This is a genomic window from Roseateles sp. (genome assembly GCF_039929605.1).
Lineage (GTDB): Bacteria > Pseudomonadota > Gammaproteobacteria > Burkholderiales > Burkholderiaceae_C > Pelomonas.
This window is the reverse complement of the sequence record NZ_JBDSQX010000076.1, coordinates 67,944-89,557: the sequence shown is the minus strand read 5'-3', so window position 1 is coordinate 89,557 and position 21,614 is coordinate 67,944. Positions and strand designations below refer to the sequence as shown.

At 66.5% G+C, this 21,614-nt stretch carries 22 protein-coding genes; 10 read left to right on the top strand and 12 right to left on the bottom strand.

Going from position 1 to position 21,614, the window contains the following annotated elements:
- Window positions 1–529, bottom strand: a 529-nt coding sequence (locus tag ABIS05_RS10865) for an ABC transporter permease subunit (protein WP_407074851.1), incomplete at its 3' end; no start/stop codon positions are given.
- A 13-nt stretch (window positions 530–542) separates the two neighbouring features.
- A complete protein-coding gene (locus tag ABIS05_RS10860; RefSeq protein ID WP_348010937.1) occupies window positions 543–1,466 on the bottom strand; it encodes a branched-chain amino acid ABC transporter permease in 924 nt (307 codons plus the stop codon).
- A 300-nt stretch (window positions 1,467–1,766) separates the two neighbouring features.
- On the opposite strand from ABIS05_RS10860, the gene ABIS05_RS10855 reads away from it, so the two are divergent.
- Together ABIS05_RS10855 and ABIS05_RS10850 are read left to right on the top strand one after the other, a co-directional pair.
- Window positions 1,767–3,605, top strand: a complete 1,839-nt coding sequence (locus tag ABIS05_RS10855; protein ID WP_348010936.1) for an ATP-binding protein — start codon at window positions 1,767–1,769, stop codon at window positions 3,603–3,605.
- Window positions 3,598–4,938, top strand: a complete 1,341-nt coding sequence (locus ABIS05_RS10850; protein ID WP_348010935.1) for a sigma-54 dependent transcriptional regulator — start codon at window positions 3,598–3,600, stop codon at window positions 4,936–4,938. Before ABIS05_RS10855 ends, ABIS05_RS10850 begins: the two co-directional genes overlap by 8 nt.
- On the opposite strand, the gene ABIS05_RS10845 is transcribed toward ABIS05_RS10850, so the two are convergent.
- Genes ABIS05_RS10845 through ABIS05_RS10825 form a run of 5 tightly spaced genes read right to left on the bottom strand, consistent with a single transcriptional unit; the run spans window position 4,939 to window position 10,801 of the window.
- Window positions 4,939–5,844 (bottom strand): amino acid ABC transporter substrate-binding protein, encoded by a 906-nt coding sequence (locus tag ABIS05_RS10845; protein WP_348010934.1) that lies wholly within the window; start codon window positions 5,842–5,844, stop codon window positions 4,939–4,941. It lies immediately after the preceding gene.
- Entirely contained in the window at window positions 5,822–7,123 is a 1,302-nt protein-coding gene (locus ABIS05_RS10840; RefSeq protein ID WP_348010933.1) for a replication-associated recombination protein A, read from the bottom strand. Before ABIS05_RS10840 ends, ABIS05_RS10845 begins: the two co-directional genes overlap by 23 nt.
- Window positions 7,120–7,725, bottom strand: coding sequence for an outer membrane lipoprotein chaperone LolA (gene lolA, locus ABIS05_RS10835; RefSeq protein ID WP_348010932.1), 606 nt, complete (start codon window positions 7,723–7,725; stop codon window positions 7,120–7,122). Before lolA ends, ABIS05_RS10840 begins: the two co-directional genes overlap by 4 nt.
- 9 nt (window positions 7,726–7,734) lie before the next feature.
- Window positions 7,735–10,116, bottom strand: a complete 2,382-nt coding sequence (locus ABIS05_RS10830) for a DNA translocase FtsK 4TM domain-containing protein (RefSeq protein ID WP_348010931.1) — start codon at window positions 10,114–10,116, stop codon at window positions 7,735–7,737.
- A 16-nt stretch (window positions 10,117–10,132) separates the two neighbouring features.
- A complete protein-coding gene (locus ABIS05_RS10825) occupies window positions 10,133–10,801 on the bottom strand; it encodes a Crp/Fnr family transcriptional regulator (protein WP_348010930.1) in 669 nt (222 codons plus the stop codon).
- 174 nt (window positions 10,802–10,975) lie between these two features.
- Between ABIS05_RS10825 and trxB the strand changes: the two genes are divergently transcribed.
- The 3 genes from trxB (at window position 10,976) to rpmG (ending at window position 12,565) form a co-directional block, all read left to right on the top strand.
- A complete protein-coding gene (gene trxB / locus ABIS05_RS10820) occupies window positions 10,976–11,935 on the top strand; it encodes a thioredoxin-disulfide reductase (protein ID WP_348010929.1) in 960 nt (319 codons plus the stop codon).
- A gap of 188 nt (window positions 11,936–12,123) precedes the next feature.
- On the top strand, window positions 12,124–12,357 hold the full coding sequence (rpmB, locus tag ABIS05_RS10815) for a 50S ribosomal protein L28 (RefSeq protein WP_348010928.1): 234 nt from the start codon (window positions 12,124–12,126) through the stop codon (window positions 12,355–12,357).
- Between the two features lie 37 nt (window positions 12,358–12,394).
- Complete coding sequence (gene rpmG / locus ABIS05_RS10810; protein ID WP_348010927.1) at window positions 12,395–12,565, top strand: 50S ribosomal protein L33; 171 nt, start codon at window positions 12,395–12,397, stop codon at window positions 12,563–12,565.
- Window positions 12,566–12,679: 114 nt separating this feature from the next.
- On the opposite strand, the gene ABIS05_RS10805 is transcribed toward rpmG, so the two are convergent.
- The 3 genes from ABIS05_RS10805 to ABIS05_RS10795 form a co-directional block, all read right to left on the bottom strand.
- Window positions 12,680–13,171 (bottom strand): DUF3016 domain-containing protein, encoded by a 492-nt coding sequence (locus ABIS05_RS10805; RefSeq protein ID WP_348010926.1) that lies wholly within the window; start codon window positions 13,169–13,171, stop codon window positions 12,680–12,682.
- 339 nt (window positions 13,172–13,510) lie between these two features.
- Window positions 13,511–15,436 carry a M3 family metallopeptidase gene (locus tag ABIS05_RS10800; protein ID WP_348010925.1) on the bottom strand — a complete coding sequence of 642 codons (1,926 nt, stop codon included), beginning with the start codon at window positions 15,434–15,436 and terminating at the stop codon, window positions 13,511–13,513.
- 92 nt (window positions 15,437–15,528) lie between these two features.
- Window positions 15,529–16,200, bottom strand: coding sequence for a hypothetical protein (locus ABIS05_RS10795; RefSeq protein WP_348010924.1), 672 nt, complete (start codon window positions 16,198–16,200; stop codon window positions 15,529–15,531).
- Window positions 16,201–16,302: 102 nt separating this feature from the next.
- Here ABIS05_RS10795 and ABIS05_RS10790 point away from each other — a divergent pair, with 102 nt between their 5' ends.
- From ABIS05_RS10790 to argG, 3 genes are read left to right on the top strand one after another with little or no spacing between them, the layout of a single operon-like run.
- Window positions 16,303–16,863, top strand: coding sequence for a YaeQ family protein (locus tag ABIS05_RS10790; RefSeq protein ID WP_348010923.1), 561 nt, complete (start codon window positions 16,303–16,305; stop codon window positions 16,861–16,863).
- Window positions 16,860–17,126 carry a GNAT family N-acetyltransferase gene (locus ABIS05_RS10785; protein WP_348010922.1) on the top strand — a complete coding sequence of 89 codons (267 nt, stop codon included), beginning with the start codon at window positions 16,860–16,862 and terminating at the stop codon, window positions 17,124–17,126. Before ABIS05_RS10790 ends, ABIS05_RS10785 begins: the two co-directional genes overlap by 4 nt.
- 10 nt (window positions 17,127–17,136) lie before the next feature.
- The gene (argG, locus tag ABIS05_RS10780; RefSeq protein WP_348010921.1) at window positions 17,137–18,453 is read left to right on the top strand and encodes an argininosuccinate synthase; all 1,317 of its coding nucleotides are present in this window, start codon (window positions 17,137–17,139) and stop codon (window positions 18,451–18,453) included.
- A 54-nt stretch (window positions 18,454–18,507) separates the two neighbouring features.
- Here argG and ABIS05_RS10775 read toward each other — a convergent pair whose 3' ends face one another.
- Together ABIS05_RS10775 and murB are read right to left on the bottom strand one after the other, a co-directional pair.
- Window positions 18,508–19,323 carry a DNA ligase gene (locus tag ABIS05_RS10775; RefSeq protein ID WP_348010920.1) on the bottom strand — a complete coding sequence of 272 codons (816 nt, stop codon included), beginning with the start codon at window positions 19,321–19,323 and terminating at the stop codon, window positions 18,508–18,510.
- Entirely contained in the window at window positions 19,323–20,396 is a 1,074-nt protein-coding gene (gene murB, locus ABIS05_RS10770) for a UDP-N-acetylmuramate dehydrogenase (protein ID WP_348010919.1), read from the bottom strand. The genes ABIS05_RS10775 and murB overlap by 1 nt, the downstream gene beginning before the upstream one ends.
- Window positions 20,397–20,433: 37 nt before the next feature.
- Here murB and ABIS05_RS10765 point away from each other — a divergent pair, with 37 nt between their 5' ends.
- The gene (locus tag ABIS05_RS10765; RefSeq protein WP_348010918.1) at window positions 20,434–20,922 is read left to right on the top strand and encodes a YajQ family cyclic di-GMP-binding protein; all 489 of its coding nucleotides are present in this window, start codon (window positions 20,434–20,436) and stop codon (window positions 20,920–20,922) included.
- Window position 20,923: 1 nt separating this feature from the next.
- Window positions 20,924–21,571, top strand: a complete 648-nt coding sequence (locus ABIS05_RS10760; protein WP_348010917.1) for a retropepsin-like aspartic protease — start codon at window positions 20,924–20,926, stop codon at window positions 21,569–21,571.
- The last annotated feature ends 43 nt before the right edge of the window (window positions 21,572–21,614 follow it).

Below are 21,614 nucleotides of genomic sequence, written 5' to 3'. Positions count from 1 at the left end.
TGGGCTTGCCGAGATCGAGCCCGAAGATGTGGAAGGAATCGATCTGACCGATGCCTCGCGGGCCGTTGGTCAGGTTGACCGGGTCCTCCAGGTTGTTCAGGAAGACGCGGATGATTTCGCCGAAGCCGAGCGTGACGATGGCGAGGTAGTCGCCGCGCAGCTTCAACGTGGGCGCGCCGAGCACGACGCCGAACAGCGCCGCGATGCCCGCTCCCACTGGAATCACCAGCCAGATCGGCGAGTGCAGCCCCTCGGGGAAGGCGGCCATGATGGCCTCGAAGTTCTGGCTCAGGTGCGGGCTGGCCATCAGCGCGAACACATAGGCACCGACGGCGTAGAACGCCACGTAGCCGAGGTCCAGCAAACCGGCGTAGCCGACGACGATGTTCAGGCCGAGTGCCAGCAGCACGTAGAGCAGCGCCAGGTCGATGATGCGCACTGGGCCGTTGCCGAGCTGCTGCGCGAACAGCGGCACGAGCAGCAGGCCGACAGCGGCGGCGAGAAAGGTGACGAGTTTCTTGGCTTGCATGTCTTGGCTCCGTTCAGGCGCGGTCGGCCACACGTTCGCCGAGCAGGCCCGAGGGGCGCAGCGTCAGCACGAGGATGAGGGCCACGAAGGCGAAGATGTCGGCGTAATGGCTGCCCAGCACGCCACCGGTCAGGTCGCCCAGGTAGCCTGCGCCGATGGACTCGATGAGCCCCAGCAGCACGCCGCCCAGCACCGCACCGGCCAGGTTGCCGATGCCGCCGAGCACCGCGGCAGTGAAGGCCTTCAGCCCCGGCATGAAGCCCATCGTGTGCTGCACGGTGCCGAAGTTGGCGGCCCACATGATGCCGGCCACGGCGGCTAGCGCGGCGCCGATGACGAAGGTGGTGGAGATGATGAAGTCGGGCTTCACGCCCATCAGGCCGGCCACGCGCGGGTTCTCGGCGGTGGCGCGCATCGCACGGCCCAGGCGGGTGTAGTTCACCAGGTACATCAGGCCCGAAAGGATGACCACCGTGAGGCCGAGGATGAGGCACTGCGTGACCGTGATGACCGGCCCGCCCAGGTCGAATGGCGTGGTGGGCAGCAGCAGCGGGAAGGGCTTGGGATTCGGCTTCCAGATGATCATCGCCAGCACCTGCAGCAGCAGCGACATGCCCATGGCGGTGATCAGCGGCGCCAGGCGCGGAGCATTGCGTAGCGGCCGGTAGGCGATCTTTTCGACGGCGTAGTTCAGCGTCGCGCAGATGACGATGGAGGCGGCCAGGCCGATGAGCATCAGCAGCCAGCCGGGCATGCCCGTGTCGGCCAGCAGCGTGACCAGCGTCCAGCTGACCATGGCGCCCACCATCAGGATCTCGCCGTGCGCGAAATTGATGAGATTGATGATGCCGTAGACCATCGTGTAGCCCAGCGCGACGAGGGCATACATGGCCCCCAGCACGAGGCCGTTGATGATCTGTTGAACGAGAGTCTCCATAGAGGGCCCCAGCAATTGGTTGGGCGCAAGCATGCGCCAGGCGAACCGGACAAATCGCAACCCTCGTGCCAAAACGCGGCGCGGGGCTGCCTTTCAAGGGTATTCACCGACGGGTTGAAACAGCCCGCCGTTCGATCTGTCCCACGGCGGTGGTCAAGGTCGGATTTCACGAGTGTCAGCCAGCATTTCGCGGGCGGAAATCCGCACAAACCGCACGCGCCGTGGGCGGTTCTCCGCCAGGCCTCAAAAAACCGCAGCGGGCGCCGCTACGGCTGGCTTCGCATGGGCAAACTAGCACCCGTGTTCGCTGCCCTTCGCCCGCGCGCTCTGCGCCTTTTCCGGTTGCTGAGCCGACCGGGCTTTCATCTCTTCCTGACCGGTGCATTGATCGTGCTCGGTTTCGTGCTCGCGCACCGCTTGAGTGAACGCAGCGGCCGTGAGGAGCTGTCCGCCGTCAGTACCGAACGGCTGGAGCTCTACGCCTCCAACCTCGCCGCCGAGCTCGGGCGGCATGCCTCCCTGCCCAGCCTGCTGGCCATCACGCCCACGGTGCAGGCGCTGATGCAGGTGCCCGACGATGCCCAGGCGCGCCGCGCCGCCAGCCACATGCTGGCCCGCGTCAACGTGCGCGCCGGCACGCACCAGATCTTCGTTGCCACGCCGCAGGGCCAGGTCTTGTCCGCCAGTGAGTCCCTGGAGCCGCCGGCCCGCCTGGCCGAGGCCCTGGCTCAGGGCCGCACGCACTTCTTTGCCGCCGACGCCAACACCGGCAGCACCGATTTCTACCTGCTGCACACGCTGCGCCAGGCCGGCCACGAGGTTGGCGTCATCGTTGTGCGCTTCAACCTCGCGCCGCTGGAGGCCACCTGGGTGGACCTGGGTGCGCGCTCGCAGGGCGAACGCATCCTCGTGGCCGACGACCAGGACGTCGTCATCATGAGCTCGGTGCAGGACTGGAAATACACCGTGCTGGGCCACGCCGACCCGTCGCGCCGCCAGGCGCTGCAGGCCAGCGCGCGCTATCCGCAGGCAATAGGCGCCGACCTGGAGCTGCCGGCCTCGCTGGAAGTTCATCAGGGCCAACAAGTCAAGCTGCCGCTGCCGGGCAGCCGGCCCATGCTCGCCCAGCAGCGCCAGATCGTGCCGCTGGGCCTGCGACTGGTGGCGCTGTCGGACCTGACCGAGGTGCGCCAGCGCGCCCAGCTCGCGGCCTGGGGCGGTGCCGCGTTCGGCGCCAGCATCGGCTTGCTCATCCTTTACCTGTCATCACGAAGGCGCGCGCTGCGTCAGTTGACGCAGGCCCAGGCCGACCTGCGCCAGACCCACGCACAGCTGGAGCAATTGGTGGACAGCCGCACCGCCGAGCTGCGCCAGACCAACGATGCGCTCAAGACCCAGATCGCCCAGCGCCTGCAGACGGAGGGCGAGCTGCTGCAAGCCAGCAAGCTGGCGGTGCTGGGGCAGATGTCGGCCGGGCTGTCGCACGAGATCAACCAGCCGCTGACGGCGCTGCGCGCACTGGCGCGCAATTCCATGCGCCTGCTGGAAAGCGGCCGGCAGGACGCCGTCGCCGCCAACCTGCAGTTGATGGACGACATGGTCGATCGCATGAGCCAGATCACGCGCCAGCTGAAGAGCTTTGCGCGCAAGGCCGATGAGCAGGTCAGCGCCGCCGTGCCGTTGCTGGACAGCGTGCACAACGCACTGCTGCTGCTGGAGCACCGCAGCCGCGCGCTGGACGTGAAGGCACAGATCGACCTGCCCGCCGGCCTGCGCGTGCGCGCCGAGGCCAACCGGCTGGAGCAGGTGCTCGTCAACCTGTTCGGCAACGCCATCGACGCGATGCAGCACGAGGTCGAGCGCCGGCTGCGCGTGCGGGCCGTCTCACTGGACGCGGGCCGGCGCGTGCTGGTCAAGGTGCAGGACAGCGGCGCGGGCGTCAGCGACGAGCAGCTGCAGCACCTCTTCGAGCCCTTCTTCACGACCAAACCGGCTGGCGAAGGCCTCGGCCTGGGCTTGGTCATTTCCGCCAAGATCGTGCATGAGTTCGGTGGCACGCTGCGCGCCGAGCGGCTGCCGCAAGGCATGAGTTTCGAGTTCGACCTCGCCGTCGAAGCATGGGAGGTTGGAGATGTTTGAAGGCTACAAGGTCGTGTTCGTCGAGGACGACATGCCGGTGCGGGTCAGCCTCACGCAGACGCTGGAACTGGAAGGCTTCACTGTCCTGCCCTGTCGCAGCGCCGAGGAATCCCTGCCCCACATCCAGCCCGGCGCGCCGGTCATCGTCATCACCGACGTGCGCCTGCCCGGCATGGACGGCCGGGCGCTGCTGGCCCATGTGCAGGCCACGGACGCCAGCATCCCCACCATCCTCATCACCGCCCACGGCGACGTGGCCATGGCCGTGCAGTCCATGCGCGCCGGTGCCTATGACTTCATCGAGAAGCCCTTTGCGCCAGAGCGCCTGATCGACGTCGCCCGCCGCGCGCTGGACCTGCGCACGCTGCGTCATTCGGCCGATGAGCTGCGCGCCCAGCTACAAAGCGCCAGCGGCATCGAGGCCGCGCTGCTGGGCCAGTCGCCCGGTATGCAGCAACTGCGCCGCCAGGTGCTGAACCTCGCCGGCACGTCGGCCGACGTGCTCGTCGTCGGCGAAACCGGCACCGGCAAGGAGCTGGTGGCCCGCTGCCTGCACGACCAGAGCGCGCGGCGCGACCGCCACTTCGTCGCCATCAACTGCGGTGGCCTGCCGGAAGCTCTGTTCGAGAGCGAGCTGTTCGGCCACGAACCCGGCGCCTTCACATCAGCCGCCAAGCGGCGCATCGGCAAGATCGAGCACGCCAACGGCGGCACGCTGCTGCTGGACGAGATTGAGACCATGCCCATCGCGCTGCAGATCAAGCTGCTGCGCGTGCTGCAAGAGCGGCGCATCGAGCGGCTCGGCTCGAACGAGGAGCTGCCCATCAACGTGCGCTTCATCGCAGCCAGCAAGTCGGACCTGCGCGAGCAAGCCGCCAAGAACGAGTTCCGCAGCGACCTCTACTACCGCCTCAACATCGCCACGCTCACGCTGCCGCCGCTGCGCGAAAGGCGGGAGGACATCCCGCTGCTGTTCGAGCACTTCGTGACGCAGGCCTGCGTCCGCTACGAGCGCGCGGCGCCAGAGCTAACGCCAGACAAGCTGCGCGAGCTGATGGCCCACGACTGGCCCGGCAATGTGCGCGAAATCCGCAACGCGGCCGACCGCTTCGTGCTGGCGCTGGACGACCTTGACCCGCAAGCCGCGTTGCAGGCCGAACCGATGCTGAACCTGGCACGGCAGATGGACCTGGTCGAGAAGACGCTGATCGAGCAGGCGCTGCGGCGCACCCAAGGCAAGGTGCCCGCCGCCATGGAGCTGCTGGGCACGCCGCGCAAGACGCTGTATGACAAGCTGAACCGCCACGGCATCGTGCTGGACGATTTCCGCTGATCAGCGATAGCGATCGGGGTCCGGCGAGTCTGTCGGCTGCGCGATCACGCGGCGGAAGGCCGCACTCATCGGCAGCTTGAGATTCAGCCCCGAGGCTGGCAGCGGCTGCTCGAACCAGCGCCTGTAGATCGCGTGGATCTCACCGCTGCGGTACAGCCCCGCCAGCACCTCGTCCACCAGCGCCTTGAACTGCGGGTCGCTCTTGCGCAAGCCGATGGCGTAGGGCTCCACCGTCAGCGCCTGGTCGGACAGCCGAAAGTCGTCTGCGCCCGGGCCCTGCTGAGCCAGCAGCGCGCGCAGCAGCACGTCGTCCATCAGGAAGGCGGAGGCACGGCCGCTGCGCAGCATCTGGAAACCCTCGGGGTCGTCCAGGCCGCCGAGGATGCGGATGCCCAAGCCCTGCTGCTCGTTGATCTTGGCCAGGTGCTGGATGCTGGTCGTGCCGATGGTTGAGGCCACCGTCTGCCCGCGCAGGTCGGCCAGGCCACGCACCCGCTCGCTGCCGCGTGTCATCAGCCGCGTCTCGGCCACGAAGATGGTCAGCGAGAAGGCTTGGCTGCGCGCCCGCTCGGCGGTGTTGGTGGTGATGCCGCATTCCAGATCCAGCGTGCCGTTGATGACCAGCGGCATGCGCGTGGCCGAGGCCACCTCGACGCGGCGCACCTCCAGGTCGGGCAGCTGCAGCTTGCTGCGCACGGCCGCGACGATGCGATCGCACAGCTCGACCGAGTAGCCGGTGGGGCGCAGTTGCGCGTCCAGATACGAGAACGGCAGCGAGGCCGGCCGGTAGCCGATGACGATGACGCCGGTGTCGCGGATACGGGCCAGCGTCGGGCCGTCGGCCGCCTGCGCGAGGGCCGCTGCGAGCAGCAGCAACGCCGCGCTAGCCTTCGCCAGTCGCTTCATCGTCCAGCCGGCGCAACTCGGCCAACTTGTCGCCAATCTTCTGCTCCAGCCCGCGCGGCACGGGCTCGTACCAGCGCTGGCCTTCCAGCCCGTCGGGCAGGTATTGCTCGCCGGCCGCATAGCCACCTGGTTCGTCATGCGCGTAGCGGTAGGCCTTGCCGTAGCCGAGGTCCTTCATCAGGCGCGTCGGCGCGTTGCGCAGGTGCACAGGCACCGGCCGCGTCTGGTCTTGCTTGATAAAGGCCTTCACCGCGTTGAACGCCTTGTAGACGGCATTGGACTTGGGCGCGATGGCCAGGTAGACCACCGCCTGCGCCAGCGCCAACTCGCCCTCGGGCGTGCCCAGGCGCTCGTAGGTATCGGCCGCATCCAGCGTCATGCGCAGCGCGCGCGGGTCGGCCAGGCCGATGTCCTCGCTGGCCATGCGGATCAGGCGGCGTGCGATGTAGCGGGCGTCCACACCACCGTCCAGCATGCGCGCGAACCAGTACAACGACGCATCAGGGTTGCTGCCGCGCACCGACTTGTGGAGGGCGCTGATGACGTCGTAGAACTGATCGCCGCCCTTGTCATAACGGCGCAACTGCTCGCCCAGCGTGCGCTCCAGCAGCGCTTCGTCGATGAGGGCGCCGTTGGCGAGTGCAGCGGCGGATTCCAGCGCGTTCAGCAGCCGGCGCGCGTCGCCGTCGGCATAGCCGACGAGGCGGTCAGCGGCTTCCTTGGTGGGCGGATCGACGCCCAGTTCGGCCGCGCCGCGGGCGATGAGCTGACCGAGCTCCTCGGCGTCGAGGCTCTTCAGCACCTGCACCTGGGCGCGCGACAACAGCGCCGAGTTGACCTCGAAGCTGGGGTTCTCGGTCGTGGCGCCGATGAAGGTGAACAGGCCCGACTCGACATGCGGCAGGAAGGCATCCTGCTGAGCCTTGTTGAAGCGGTGCACTTCGTCGACGAATACGACCGTGCGCCGCCCCTGCTGCGCCGCAATCTGGGCACGGTCTACCGCCTCGCGGATGTCCTTCACGCCGCCCAGCACAGCCGAGATGGCGATGAACTGCGCGTCGAAGGCGCCCGCCACCAGGCGCGCCAGCGTCGTCTTGCCGACGCCCGGCGGGCCCCACAGGATCATGCTCTGCAGCCGGCCCGCCTCGAAGGCCGCGCGCAGCGGCATGCCGGGGCCGAGCAGGTGGCGCTGGCCGATGACCTCGTCGAGCGTCTTGGGCCGCAGCCGTTCGGCCAGCGGTGGCGCTGGCGGGTCGGCGTCGAAGAGCGAGCCCGTCACTGTTCGATCAGATCGGCGCCCGCCGGCAGCTTGAACTGGAAGCGCTCGGCCGCGACGGGCGCATTGGCCTGCACGGCGCTGAAGTCCAGCCGCGAGCGCTGGCCGAAGCCGTCGACGATCTCCATCGCCGCCAGTTCCTTGGCCTTGAAGCCGAGCTTGAGCGACTGGATCGTGGATTCGGCCTGCTTGGGCGTGGCCACAACCCAGTCGATGCCGCCTTCCGACGCTGCGGCCTTCAGCGTGAAGTCACGTTCGAGATTGGTGCCGGCCAGCAGCGCTGCCGGCGTGGCGCCAAGCGCGTCCGCCAGCTTGCGCGAGCTGGCCTGGTTGAGGTCAGCGTCGTAGATCCAGACCTTCTGGCCGTCCGCCACGATGACCTGCTCGAAAGGCTTGGCGTAGACAAAGCGGAACTGGTTAGGACGCTGGAACTCGAAGCTGCCTGACGACACCTTCTTGCGCTTGCCGTCGGGCGATGTGACGGTCTGCGTGAAGTTGGCCTTGCCGCTCTTCACGTCACGGCCAAAGTCGCGCAGCGCGTCGACGGCGTCGGCATGGGCGACGCCAGCGATCAGCAGCGTCAGGGAGAGCAGAAGTTTCTTCATTCGTCTCAATCACTCGTCACGTTTGGGGATGATCAATTCACGGCTGCCGTTGGATGCGAGCGCACCAACGAGCCCCGAGTTTTCCATCTGCTCCAGCAGCCGTGCGGCGCGGTTGTAGCCGATGAGCAGATGACGTTGCACCAGCGAAATCGACGCCTTGCGGTGCTGCAGCACGATGGCCACGGCCTGGTCGTACATGGGGTCGGCCTCGCCAGCGGCCTCGCCCGGCGCAGGCGCCTCGCCGTCGCTGCCGTCGAGCACGCCGCCTTCGAGAATGCCTTCGATGTAATTCGGTTCACCTTGCGACTTGATGTACTCCACAACGCGGTGGACCTCCTCGTCGCTGACAAAGGCGCCGTGCACGCGGATCGGCAGGCCGGTGCCCGAGGGCATGTAGAGCATGTCGCCCATGCCCAGCAGCGCCTCGGCGCCCATCTGGTCGAGGATGGTGCGGCTGTCGATCTTGGAGCTGACCTGGAAGGACAGGCGTGTCGGGATGTTGGCCTTGATGAGGCCGGTGATGACGTCCACCGACGGCCGCTGCGTGGCCAGGATGAGGTGGATGCCGGCCGCGCGAGCCTTCTGCGCCAGGCGGGCAATCAGCTCCTCGATCTTCTTGCCGACCACCATCATCAGGTCGGCCAGCTCGTCGATGACGACGACGATGAAGGGCAGGCGCTCCAGTGGCTCCGGCTCATCGTTGTTGAGCGCGAAGGGGTTGGGGATGCTGATGCCGTTGGCCTTGGCTTCGTCGATCTTCTTGTTGTAGCCGGCCAGGTTGCGCACGCCCATCTTGGACATGAGCTTGTAGCGGCGCTCCATCTCGCCGACACACCAGTTCAGCGCATTGCTGGCCTGCTTCATGTCGGTGACGACCGGCGCCAGCAGATGCGGGATGCCTTCGTAGACGCTCATCTCCAGCATCTTGGGGTCGATGAGGATGAGCCGCACGTCGCGCGCCTCGGCCTTGTAGAGCAGGCTGAGGATCATCGCGTTGATGCCTACCGACTTGCCGGAGCCGGTCGTGCCCGCCACCAGGCAGTGCGGCATCTTGGCCAGGTCAGCCACGATGGGCAGGCCGACGATGTCCTTGCCCAGGCCCATGGTCAGCTGGGATGCGGCATCAGCGTAGACCTGCGAGCCGAGGATCTCGGACAGACGGATGGTCTGGCGCCGCGCATTCGGCAGCTCCAGCGCCATGAAGTTCTTGCCGGGAATCGTCTCGACGACGCGGATGGACACCAGGCTCAGGCTGCGCGCGAGGTCCTTGGCCAGGCCGACGATCTGCGAGCCCTTCACGCCGGTGGCCGGCTCGATCTCGTAGCGCGTGATGACCGGGCCCGGCGAGGCTGCAACCACATGCACCTCGACGCCGAAGTCGCGCAACTTCTTCTCGATGAGGCGGCTGGTCATCTCCAGCGATTCGGGCGTGACGGTGGCCTCCTGGCGGACCGGCGCAGCATCCAGCAGGTCGACCTGCGGCAGCTTGGCGTCGCCCGCATCGACAAACAGCGTCTGCTGACGCTCCTTGGCCACGCGCGTGGACTGCTGCACCTCGACGAGCGGCGCCTCGATGACCAGCGGCGCGTGGTCGGCCTCGACTTGGCGCTCAATCTGGCGCTCGACCTCGACCTCCTGTTCGCGCGCCTTGACCGCCTGCTCGCCGAACCTCTGGTCGGCCTTCAGCTCACGCTTTTCCAGGTATTGCTCGCGGAACTGCTCGATACGCTCGCCGATGGTCTCGGCCAGTTGGCCCCACGAGAAGCGCAGCGCCCAGGCCATGCCGGTCAGCAGCAGCACGATCCAGATGACGCCCGAGCCGGCGAAGCCCAGCCCCTTCATGCCCAGCGGGCCGAGCGTGTAGCCGATGACGCCGCCCGCATGGCCCGGCAAGCGCGGCTCAACGGCGTAAAGACGACTCCATTCCAACGCGCAACTCGCGCCGATTAGCAGCAGCACGCCGACCGCCCAGCGCAGGCGTCGGCTCCAGCGCACGGGCGCCAGCGTGTCATGCCGCAGCAGGCCGGCCAAGCCGCGCAGCCAGGCTCGCACGGCCAGCAGCGGCAGCCACCAGGCAGAGAAGCCGAACAGGAAGAGCAGGCCGTCGGACACCCAGGCACCGAAGGCGCCAACGCGGTTGCCGACGAGGTCGCGCTGGCCGCTGGTGCTGAACGCAGCATCGCGCACGTCATGCGTGGCCATTGCCAGCACAAGCAGCGCGAGAAGCAGGGCTGTCAAGGCCAGCCAAAGCGGTGTGCGCAGCAACCGCGAAGCCGCTGACGGCGGTGCGACGGCCGGCTTGGGCGCCTGGCGGCGCGTGGGTTTCGCAGGGGCGGCGGGCTCGCCGGCGGCACCGTCACCGCCCAGTAGGGAACCGAGGGGAAAACTCATCCCCGCATTGTCGCCGTCAATCGTGAGTTAGCCGTTCCTTGATGACGACCGAACCGTTCTCAAGCGTTTCGATGACGCCGCGCTCCTCCAGGTCCTTCATGACCCGGCTGACCATCTCGCGCGACGCGCCGACGACCTTGGCCATGTCCTGGCGCGAGACCTTGCCGCGGATGATCTTGATGCCCTTCTCGTCCTCGGACATGTCCAGCAGCGTGCGCGCCACGCGGCCGTAAACATCCAGCAGCGCGAGCGACTCGATCTGGCGGTCGGCATTGCGCAGCCGCGCCACCAGGCCGCGCAGGATGCCGTAAGACAGGCTGCTGCTCTCGGGCAGGCAGCGCGCGAACTCCAGGCGGCCCAGCACGAGCATGTCGGTCTGCACCTCCGCACGCACGGTGGCCGAGTGCGGCTCGTTGTCGATGAGGCTCATCTCGCCGACGTAGTCGCCCGACTGCAGCACGGCCAGGATGACCTCGCGGCCTCGGTGGTCGGCCGTCAGAACGCGGGCGCGGCCGTTCAGCAGAATGAAGAGCGCGTTGGACTTGGTGCCCTGCTCGACGATCAGTTCGCCGCGCTTGAAGCGACGTTTGACGACGCTGTCGGCAATCGACTGGGCCTGGTCGGTGGTCAACATCGAGAACAGCGGAACTCGCCGGATCAGGTCCAGATTGGAAATCATCGCCATATGCAGTCTCCAGGTTTGAGGCCCAGGCCGGCGGCCAGAAAGACGCCTGCCTAAAATGGCGTGCATTGTGCACACGTGGCAGGCTTCTCCGCTTCGGGTTAGGCCTGGGTAACACCCCTAAAACGCCCTCTCGCCACCCTTGCGGCATGCCCTGCCGCCCTCACCTCCCCTGACATGACCGCCACCATCCAACATCACGGCCTGCTCATCCTCGGTTCGGGCCCCGCCGGCTATACCGCCGCCGTCTACGCCGCACGCGCTAATCTCAAGCCTACGCTGATTACCGGTATGGCCCAAGGGGGTCAGCTCATGACCACGACCGAGGTTGACAACTGGCCGGCCGACGTGATGGGCGTGCAAGGCCCCGAGCTGATGCAGCGTTTCCTGGAGCATGCCGAGCGTTTCAACACGCAAATCGTCTTCGACCACATCAACAAGGTCGACTTCTCCAAGCGCCCCTTCACGCTGTTCGGCGACAGCGCCACGTACACCTGCGACGCACTGATCATTGCGACCGGCGCCTCGGCCAAATACCTTGGCCTGGAGTCCGAACAGTCCTTCATGGGCCGCGGTGTCAGCGCCTGCGCAACCTGCGATGGCTTCTTCTATCGTGAGCGGGAAGTCTGCGTCGTCGGCGGCGGCAACACGGCCGTCGAGGAGGCGCTTTATCTCTCGAACATCGCCAGCACCGTCCACTTGATCCACCGCCGCGACAAGTTCCGCGCCGAACCCATCCTCATCGACAAGCTGATGGAGAAGGCCGCCGCCGGCAAGATCGTTCTGCACCTCTTCCAGCAGCTCGACGAGGTGCTGGGAGACGCCTCCGGCGTGAACGGCGTGCGCACGCAAAACGTGCAGACCGGCAGCAAGGTCGATATTCCCGTGCACGGCTGCTTCATCGCCATCGGCCACCAGCCCAACACCGAAATCTTTCAAGGTCAACTGGAGATGAAGGACGGCTACATCGTCACCAGGAGCGGCCTGAACGGCTTCGCGACGATGACGAGCGTGCCTGGCGTCTTCGCGGCCGGCGACGTGCAGGACCACATCTACCGCCAGGCCATCACCAGCGCGGGCACGGGCTGCATGGCGGCCCTGGATGCACAACGTTTTCTGGACCAGGAGAACGGCTGATCCGGCGCTGGCCGCGAGTCGCTTCCCGATCCAAGGGATTCCCTCTATACTCGCGGGCTTGCCTGCTGGATAGACCGCGCCTGGCCCTTGAAAACACTCAGGGGCCGGGTTTAGCAGGCATTTGCGGTCAATGGGTTGTTGGTGAGGTTCGTCGCCACAACTGGTCAGTCGTCAACCGGAGAAGCGTCATGGCACGCGTCTGTCAAGTCACGGGCAAGAAGCCCATGGTCGGGAACAATGTTTCCCACGCCAACAACAAAACCAAGCGTAGGTTCCTGCCGAACCTGCAATACCGCCGTTTCTTTGTTGAATCGGAAAACCGCTGGATTCGCCTGCGTATCACCAACGCCGCTCTGCGTTTGATCGACAAGGTAGGCATCGACAAGGTCGTCGCCGACCTGCGGGCCAAGGGCGCGCTGTAAAGCGCACCGTTCACTGACCTACTGAAGGAACACGACCATGGCATCCAAAGGCGGCCGCGAGAAGATCAAGCTGGAGTCCACTGCGGGCACCGGCCACTTCTACACAACGAACAAGAACAAGAAGACGACGCCCCAGAAGCTCGAATTCATGAAGTTCGATCCCAAGGTGCGCAAGCACGTCTTGTACAAGGAAATCAAGCTGAAGTGATGGCAGGCGGCGCAAGCCGCCTCAACACTCGCTCGAAACAAAACCCGCCAAGCGGCAACGCTGGCGGGTTTTGTGTTTTGTGGCGCTCCTATTGAGGCAGCTTGCGACGCTTCGTCAGCGGGTTGTCGCGGCGGCCGTGGTCGCGCGGAACTCGCCCTGGAACCAGCGATCAATCATGCGCTTCTCGTAGCGCAGCGTGTCGCTGCTGAAATAGCTGCTGAAGCCTTCCTGGTAGTTCATGTCGCGCAGCCGGGCCTCGCCTTGCTGAACGACCTTGCCGGCTTCCAGCACCTCGTAGGTCAGCGAGATGGAAGGCAACGTCACGGTGCGCATGACACGCACCCATGTGGCGCTGCGACCGAAGGGCTCGACATGCCCCGCTAGGTCCACGTCGGTCACGTTGATGCGTACATCCCGGCCGGGGAGGTACTTCTGCGCCTGCGCCACCAAATGGGCCTCGATGTCCTTCAGGATCTCGGTCTGCTGAAAACCGTTGTTGTCCTTGATATCAACGAAGGTCTCAGGTTTGACGAAATTCACCTGCACGTCAGCTTGTGCGGTGGCAGTCAAGGCCAACAGGCCCAGGGTGATCCAGCGATAGGTCATGGCAACCTCCTAAGTCAAGGGATGCACGACTCAAGTCTAGGCCAGAAGCGGCATAGGCGCCTCCAGCTTTTGTGGAAAGCGCCAGCCGCCACGACGCGCGCGCCCGCCGAGTGGGCGATGGCCTCCGTCGCGCAACCTGCTTAGGCTTAGGCCGCAAAGCGGGGCCGGTTGAGCCGGCGGCGTGAGGCTGTTGGCGGCAGCCGTGCTCGCCCAGCCTCAAGCCGCCGGCTCAATCAGGCCGCGGTCTTTCAACATCGGCTCGACAACCGGGTCACGCCCACGAAACGCTCGGAAGGCCGCGCCCGGCTCGACGCTGTTGCCAGCCGAGTAGATGCACTCCTACAGCCGCGCCGCCACCGCCGTATCGAACACGCTGCCGGCCTCGACGAAGGCGTCGAAGGCGTCGCAGTCCAGCACCTCGGCCCACAGATAGACGTAGTAGCCCGCCGCGTAGCCCGAGCTGCTGAACAGATGCTGGAAGTGAGTGAGCCGGTGGTTGAGGCCGACCTCGGCGGGCAGCTTCCACTTCGCCAGCGTCTCGCGCTCGAAGGCGACGACGTCCGCCGGCGCCTCGGGCAGCGCGTGCGCCGCCATGTCGACGAGCGCGCTGGCGGTGTAGCGCAGCGTCTCGTAGCCCTGGCCGAACTGGCGCGCGGCCTGCAGCTTGGCAAGCAACGCGTCGGGCAGCGGCTCATCGGTCTGCCAGTGACGGGCGAACTTCTTCAGCACCTCGGGCTCGGCCATCCAGTGCTCGTAGAGCTGGGACGGCAGTTCGACGAAGTCGCGCAGCACCTGCGTGCCGGCCAGGCGCTCGTGCTCGACGCTGCTCAGCAGGCCGTGCAGGCCGTGGCCGAACTCGTGGAAGAGCGTGCGCACGTCGTCGAAGCTCAAGAGCGTCGGCTCACCGGCCGCGCCACGGGCGAAGTTGTTGTTGTTCAGAATGACGGGCGTGGCGCCGAGCGCGCGGCTCTGGTTGCGCATCGCGTTCATCCACGCACCGCTGCGCTTGGTGGGCCGCGCGAAGTTGTCCTGCAGGAAGAGGCCACGCAAGGAGCCATCAGCGTTGAAGACCTCGTAGGCGCGCACATCGGCGTGGTAGCCGGCGATGTCTGGCCGCAGCTTGAACTGCAAGCCGAACAGGCGGCTGGCGCAATCGAACATTGCCGCGACCATGCGGTCGAGCGCGAAGTAAGGTTTGACCTCGGCCTCATCCAGCTCGAAGCGAGCTCGCTTGGCCTGCTCTGCGTAGAAGCGCCAGTCCCAAGCCTCCAGCGCATGCGTGGCGCCGGCCGCAGTCATCGCGCCCTGCACGGCCTCGCGCTCGCGTGCCTGCGCGGCCAGCGCCGGGTGCCAGACGCGCTCCAGCAAGCCCATGACGGCGCCTTGGTTGCAGGCCATCGTGTCCGCCAGCGCGAAGTCCGCATAGCAGGCGTGGCCATGCAGTGCGGCTGCTTCAGCGCGAAGTGCCAGGATCTCGCGGCAGATGGCGCGGTTGTCGGTCTCGCCGGTGTCGTCACCTCGGCCGACCCAGGCTCGCCAGGCCTGTTCACGCAGGTCGCGCCGCGCGCTGAAGCTCAAGAAGGGCACGATCAGCGAGCGCGACAGCGTGATGACGTGGACGCCCTCGCCCAACTGGCGGTCGATGGCCGCCTGGCGGGCCGCAGCACGCACGAAGCTGGGCAGCCCGGCCAACTCGGCTTCGGTCGTCAGGCGCAGTTGATAGCCGCTCTCCGCCGCCAGCACGTTCTGCGCGAAGCGCGTGTTCAGCTCGGCCAGCCGTGCCATGACGGCGGCGTAGCGGGCCCCGGCCTGGGGCGCGAGGCGGGCGCCGGCGCGCAGGAAGTCCAGATGCACGCGCTCAATCAGGCGCCGCTGCTCGGCCGTCAGGCCCAGGCGTTCACGCGCCTCGAACAACGCGTCCACGCGTGCGAACAGGCCGGCATGCATATAGACGGCGCTGTTGTGCGCCGCCAGCGGTGCGGCCAGCGCGCGCTGCACGCCCTGCAGATCGGGCGACGTGGCCGAGGCAGCCAGTGTGTAGAAGAGATGCTCCAACCGGGTCAACGGCCGGCCACTGGCGTCGAAGGCAGCCAGCGTGTTGGCAAAGGTCGGCGCCTCGGCCTGGCTGGCAACGGCCTCGATCTCGGCACGGTGGGCGGCGATCGCCGCGTCGAAGGCAGGTTGGAAATGCGCCGCTTGGATGTCGGCGAAGGGCGGCAGGCCGTGGGGGCCGGCCCAGTCCTGCAGCAGCGGGTTGTTGCTCATGCGGGGTCCTTTCAAAAGCAGAAAGAAACAAGGGCCGCTTCCTGCCGGAGGCGGCCCCTTCGTCGATTCATCGGTTCAGGCGCTGGGCCGAATCACTTGCCTGCGGCCGAAGCCGCTGCCATTTCCGCACGAACAGCCTTCAAGTCGACTTCGTCGTACAGCTTTTTGCTGCACTCCGCCTTCCATTTGTCATCGGCATCGAAGTACTTTTCCTCCCGCTCTTTCACGGTCTTGAAATGCACATCCCGCGCGTCGATCTTGTCGTTGAAGGCCTTGCGCTTGGCGCTCTGCTCGGTGTCGACCGCTTTCACGGCTTCGAACATCGTATTGAAGGCCGTGGTGCGGGCTGCGTACGCCTCGTTGCGCGCCTTCAGTGCGGCCTTGTCCAGCTTGGGCGCCTCAGCCGTCAGCGCGGCGTACTCCGCCAGGACGGCCTCCTTCTCGGCCTTCACTTCGGAGAACTGCTTGCTCAGCGCCGCTTCGCCGGCATCGAGCGTGACCTTCTCGGCCTTGATCTTTGCCTCGTTGTCCTCGAACGCGGTCTGCTCGGCCTTCAGGGCCAATGCCTCCTTGGTGTTGCTGTCCTGCAGGGTGATGCAGGTGCGCAGTTCGTCGCGCGACATCAGCTTGGGCTTGGGTTTTTCGACGACCGGGTTGCTGACCTTGTTGTTCTTCGGGTCGACCTTGGCCTTGGTGTTGCTGATGACCTGTGCCTGCGCCGAAACAGCGAAAACCAGGGCCAGCGGAAGAAGAATGCGTTTCATGACGAGGGCGCAACTCGGGTTGCGAAGGTTCGGAACGGAGGGGCGGAATGATGCCATGAGGCTTCACCGCGATAATCGCGGGCTTCTCTTGGTTACCATCTCATGGCGCTCAAAGCCACCATCCACAAAGCCCAGCTCCAGATCGCCGACATGGACCGCCATGTCTACGGCGACCACGCGCTCACCATTGCCCGCCACCCCAGCGAGACCGACGAACGCATGATGGTCCGCGTGCTGGCCTTCGCGCTGAACGTGACGGCCGACGACCTCAACGGCCGGCTCGAGTTCACCAAGGGCCTGTCCGACGTCGACGAGCCCGACCTCTGGCAGCTCGACCTGACCGGCGAGGTGCAGCACTGGATCGACCTCGGCCAGCCCGACGAGCGCCGCCTGATGAAGGCCCACGGCCGCGCCCGCCGCGTCAGCGCGTACAGCTTCGCGTCCAGCACCGAGGTCTGGTGGCGTGGCATCGAGAGCAAGCTGACGCGCGCGCCGCGCCTGGCGGTCTGGCAGATCCCCGCCGAGCAGTCGCAAGCCCTCATCCCGCTGGCCGAGCGCAGCATGCAGCTGCAGATCAGCATCCAGGACGGCAGCATCTACGTGTCGACCGCGAACACGTCGGTCGAGGTCCATCCCGTTGCCCTGAAGACCGCTGCGGCATGACCCCCCAGCACGAGCCCGAACGCCGGCGCTTCACGCTGCCGACCACGCCCACCAGCGTGCTCGACTACTCCCTGAGCGCCGGTCGCGTCGTGTTCACCCACACCGGCGTGCCGCCGGCCTACCAGGGCCAGGGCCTCGCGGCCAAGCTCGTCGAAGCCGGCCTGCAATGGGCTCGGAGCCAAGGGCTGAAGGTCGTGCCCGCCTGCAGCTACGTCCACGTCTACATCCAGCGCCACCCCGAGTGGCAGAACCTCGTTGCCTGAAGAGACCTCTATGTCCACGATCCTGCAATCCGTTCCCGTCGGCCAGAAGGTCGGCATCGCTTTCTCCGGTGGCCTCGACACCTCGGCCGCCCTGCACTGGATGAAGCTCAAGGGCGCCCTGCCCTACGCCTACACGGCCAACCTCGGCCAGCCGGACGAGCCGGACTACGACGAGATCCCGCGCAAGGCCATGCTCTACGGCGCGGAGAAAGCCGTGCTGGTGGACTGCCGCACGCAGCTCGTCGCCGAGGGCATCGCCGCGCTGCAGGCCGGCGCCTTCCACATCAGCACCGCCGGCGTCACCTACTTCAACACGACGCCCATCGGCCGCGCCGTGACCGGCACGATGCTGGTGGCCGCGATGCAGGCCGACGGCGTCAACATCTGGGGCGACGGCTCGACGTACAAGGGCAACGACATCGAGCGCTTCTACCGCTACGGCCTGCTGACCAACCCGTCGTTGCGCATCTACAAGCCCTGGCTGGACCAGACCTTCATCGACGAATTGGGCGGCCGCGCCGAGATGTCGGCCTTCATGACCGAGAAGGGCTTCGCCTACAAAATGAGCGCCGAGAAGGCCTATTCGACCGACTCCAACATGCTGGGCGCCACGCATGAGGCCAAGGACCTGGAGCATCTGAGCAGCGGCATCAAGATCGTCAACCCCATCATGGGCGTGGCCTTCTGGCGCGATGACGTCGTTGTCAAGGCCGAGACCGTGTCGGTGCGGTTTGAAGAAGGCATGCCGGTCGCGCTGAACGGCGTCGAATACCGCGACCCGGTGGCACTGCTGGCCGAGGCCAACGTCATCGGCGGCCGCCACGGCCTGGGCATGAGCGACCAGATCGAGAACCGCATCATCGAAGCCAAGAGCCGCGGCATCTACGAGGCGCCGGGCCTGGCGCTGCTGCACATCGCCTACGAGCGCCTCGTCACCGGCATCCACAACGAAGACACCATCGAGCTCTACCGCGACAACGGCCGCAAGCTCGGCCGCTTGCTCTACCAGGGCCGCTGGTTCGACCCGCAAGCCATCATGCTGCGCGAATCCGCCCAGCGCTGGATCGCCCGCGCCATCACCGGCGAGGTTGCCGTTGAACTGCGCCGCGGCAACGACTACTCGCTGCTGGACACGAAGAGCCCCAACCTCACCTACGCGCCCGAGCGCCTGAGCATGGAAAAGGTCGAAGGCGCCTTCAGCCCGGCCGACCGCATAGGCCAGCTGACCATGCGCAACCTGGACATCAGCGACACGCGCGCCAAGCTGGGCGTCTATACCGGCGTGGGCCTGCTGGCCGGCGGCGGATTGCCGAAGCTGGAAAGTTAAAGCCTTTGCGGGACAGACCGATCGAGCGCAGCGAGTAGCTCTGTCCCCAACTGACTAAAACGTCTCGGCGACGCGCAGGAAGCTCGCGAACCGCGGCTTGCCCGACGGCGTCAGGTCGCGGTAGCGGTACGTGACCGTCGCGCCGACCGGCGGCGGGTTGCGACGCTGGGCGTCGGTGAAGCCGGTGCCCAGCTTGAAGCGAACACCCTCGGGCGTCTGCAACTCCAGTGCGCCGAGCTGGCCCGCCAGGCGGCCCTTGCCGGGCTCATGGCCGACCACGACGGCTTCGGCATCTGCCAGCGGCTTGAGCTTGAGCAAGAGGTCGCTTCGGCCCGAAGCCAGCGGCGCATCGGCGCGGTGCAGCATCAGGCCTTCGCCGCCAGCGTCGACCAGCTGCTTGAGCTTGGCCCGCAGCTCCGCATTCGACTTGACGCGCTGCTGCTCGACGGGCACGACGATGTCGCTCGCCAAGGTCTTCAACTTGTCGGCGCGCTGCTCGAAGCTGCCATCTCCCGTCGGCAGTTCGAACACGCGGTAGGTGATGCGGCGCCACTCGGCATCGACCGGCTCGGCCCGCCTCACCGCGGCGGACAGCGCATCAAAGCTGCGCCGCGCGATCCACAACTCGCCGTCCAGCGGCGTCTTGGGCAGCGCAGCCAGGAACCAGGCGGGTGCAGACACCGTGCGGCCACTGCGAAACCTCAGCGTGCTGCCATCCCACAACGCCCGCACACCGTCCAGCTTCTCGCTGACGAGATAGGGCGTCGGGTCGATGCCTGCCGGGGCGCTCTTGGCCAGCAGCGGCTCCAGCGCCATTGCCGGAAAACCAGCGGCGCCCAGTAAGGCAAGCAATGCGCGCCGGTTCAGCATCACAGCACCACCGGTTCCGGCTCCAGCCGGATGCCAAAGCGCCCGTAGACGCTTTCCTGAATCGCCCGTGCCAGCGTCACGACCTCCGCGCCGCGCGCGTCCGCCTTGTTCACCAGCACCAACGCCTGCTTGTCGTACACCGCCGCTCCGCCCACTGTCTTCCCCTTCCAGCCACAGGCGTCAATCATCCACCCGGCCGCCAGCTTCACGCTTCCGTCCGGCATGGGATAGTGAACGATGCCGGGGTCGCGGCCGATGATGTCCTTGCACTGCTCGGCCGTAACGACGGGGTTCTTGAAGAAGCTGCCGGCATTGCCGATGACGGCCGGGTCGGGCAGCTTGGCGCGGCGCACGGCGACGATCCAGTCGTAGATCTGGCGCGCATCGGGCGCGGCAATGCCCGTCTCGGCCATCTTGCGCTCCAGTTCCAGGTAGCCCAGCACCGGCTGCCAGGGCTTGGGCAGGCGAAACCGCACGCGGGTGATAACGCTCTTGCCGGCCAGGCCGCCGAAGTCGCTTTGCTTGAAGACGCTGTCGCGATAGCCGAAGCGGCACACCTCGGCCGGCAGCAGCGCCGGCCGGCCGGTGATGAGGTCCATGACCTCCACCGCCTCCAGCCTGTCCTTGACTTCGATGCCGTAGGCGCCGATGTTCTGAACGGGTGCCGCGCCGACGGTGCCCGGAATCAGCGCCATGTTCTCCAGCCCCGGAAAACCGTGATCGAGAGTCCAGGTGACCAGTTCATGCCAGACGACACCCGCACCGGCCTCGATGATCCAGGCGTCGTCCCGCTCCTCGAGCAGCCGGATGCCGGCGATTTCCACCTTCAGCACGACCGCCTCGACGTCCTTGGTCAGCACGAGGTTGCTGCCGCCGCCCAGCACGAACTTGGGCGCCCGGCCCAGCTCCGGGTGGTCGACGACACGCCGCACGTCGGCGGCCTCGCGAATCCGCACGAGGCGCCGGGCAACGGCGGGCAGGCCGAAGGTGTTGTAGGGCTTGAGATTGACGTCGGTTTCGATCACGAGGCTGGCGGGCACTCCGTTCGAGGGGGTATGGGCGCTGGCAGACATGGGAAAATTTTCGCAGACCCACACCACTATTTTTCAAATGCCCAGCTTCGACACCGTTCTAGAACCCGACCACGTCAAGATTCGAAATGGCGTGGACAACGCCATCAAGGAAATCGGCACACGTTTTGACTTCAAGGGAACCGGCGCCAAGGTCGAGTTGAAAGAGAAGGAAATCCATTCGACCGGCGACAGCGATTTCCAGCTCGAGCAGATCGAAGCCGTGCTCTACGGCAAGCTGACCAAGCAGGATGTGGTCATCAGCTTCCTCGACAAGCAGGAAAAGATCGAGAAGCTCGGCGGCGACAAGGTGCGCCAGGTCTACAAGATCAAGGAAGGCATCGAGGCGACGCTCGCCAAGAAGATCGTTTCCTCGCTGAAGGAAAGCAAACTCAAGGTCCAGGCCAGCATCCAGGGCGACGCCGTGCGCGTGACCGGCAAGAACCGCGACGACCTGCAGACGGCCATCGCTCACATGAAGAAGAGCTTCAGCGACACACCGCTCACGTACAACAACTTCCGCGACTGAAATGCTTCGTTCCTGGCTCACTTGCGCGCTGCTCGGCCTCGCCCTGGCCGCGCAGGCGCAGGCGCCGCCGGCCCAGGTCCAGCTCAACGGCATGCTGGGCTCGCGCGCGGCCCTGCTGCTCATTGACGGTGAGCCGCGCACGATGGAAGTCGGTGCCACGGCCAAGGGTGTCAGGCTGGTCTCGCTGGAAGACGGCCGCGCCGTCGTCGAGGTGGCGGGGCGGCGTCAGACGCTGCTGATGGGCGCCGCGCCCGCACGCATCCTGTCTTCGTCACCAGCGCCGCGCCAGATCGTCATGGCACAGGGCCAAGGCGGGCACTACACGACCACCGGCACCATCAACGGCCAGGCCACCAGCTTCCTCATCGACACCGGCGCCACCAGCGTGGCCATCAGTCAGATCGAGGCCGACAAGCTCGGTCTGCGCTACCTCTACGGCCGACGCATCGTCACCCAGACGGCCAACGGCACCGTGCCGGCCTTCCTGATCGAGCTAGCCAGCATCCGCATCGGCGACATCGAAGTCCGCAACGTCAGCGCCATCGTCATCCCTGGGCAGCTGAGCCACGTGCTGCTGGGCAACAGCTTCCTGACCCGCTTTCAGATGCGGCGCGAGAACGATGTCATGACACTGGAGCTGCGCTACTGAGGGGGCAGGGCTCGAAGGGGTGGGCTTCTGCAAGAATCCGGCG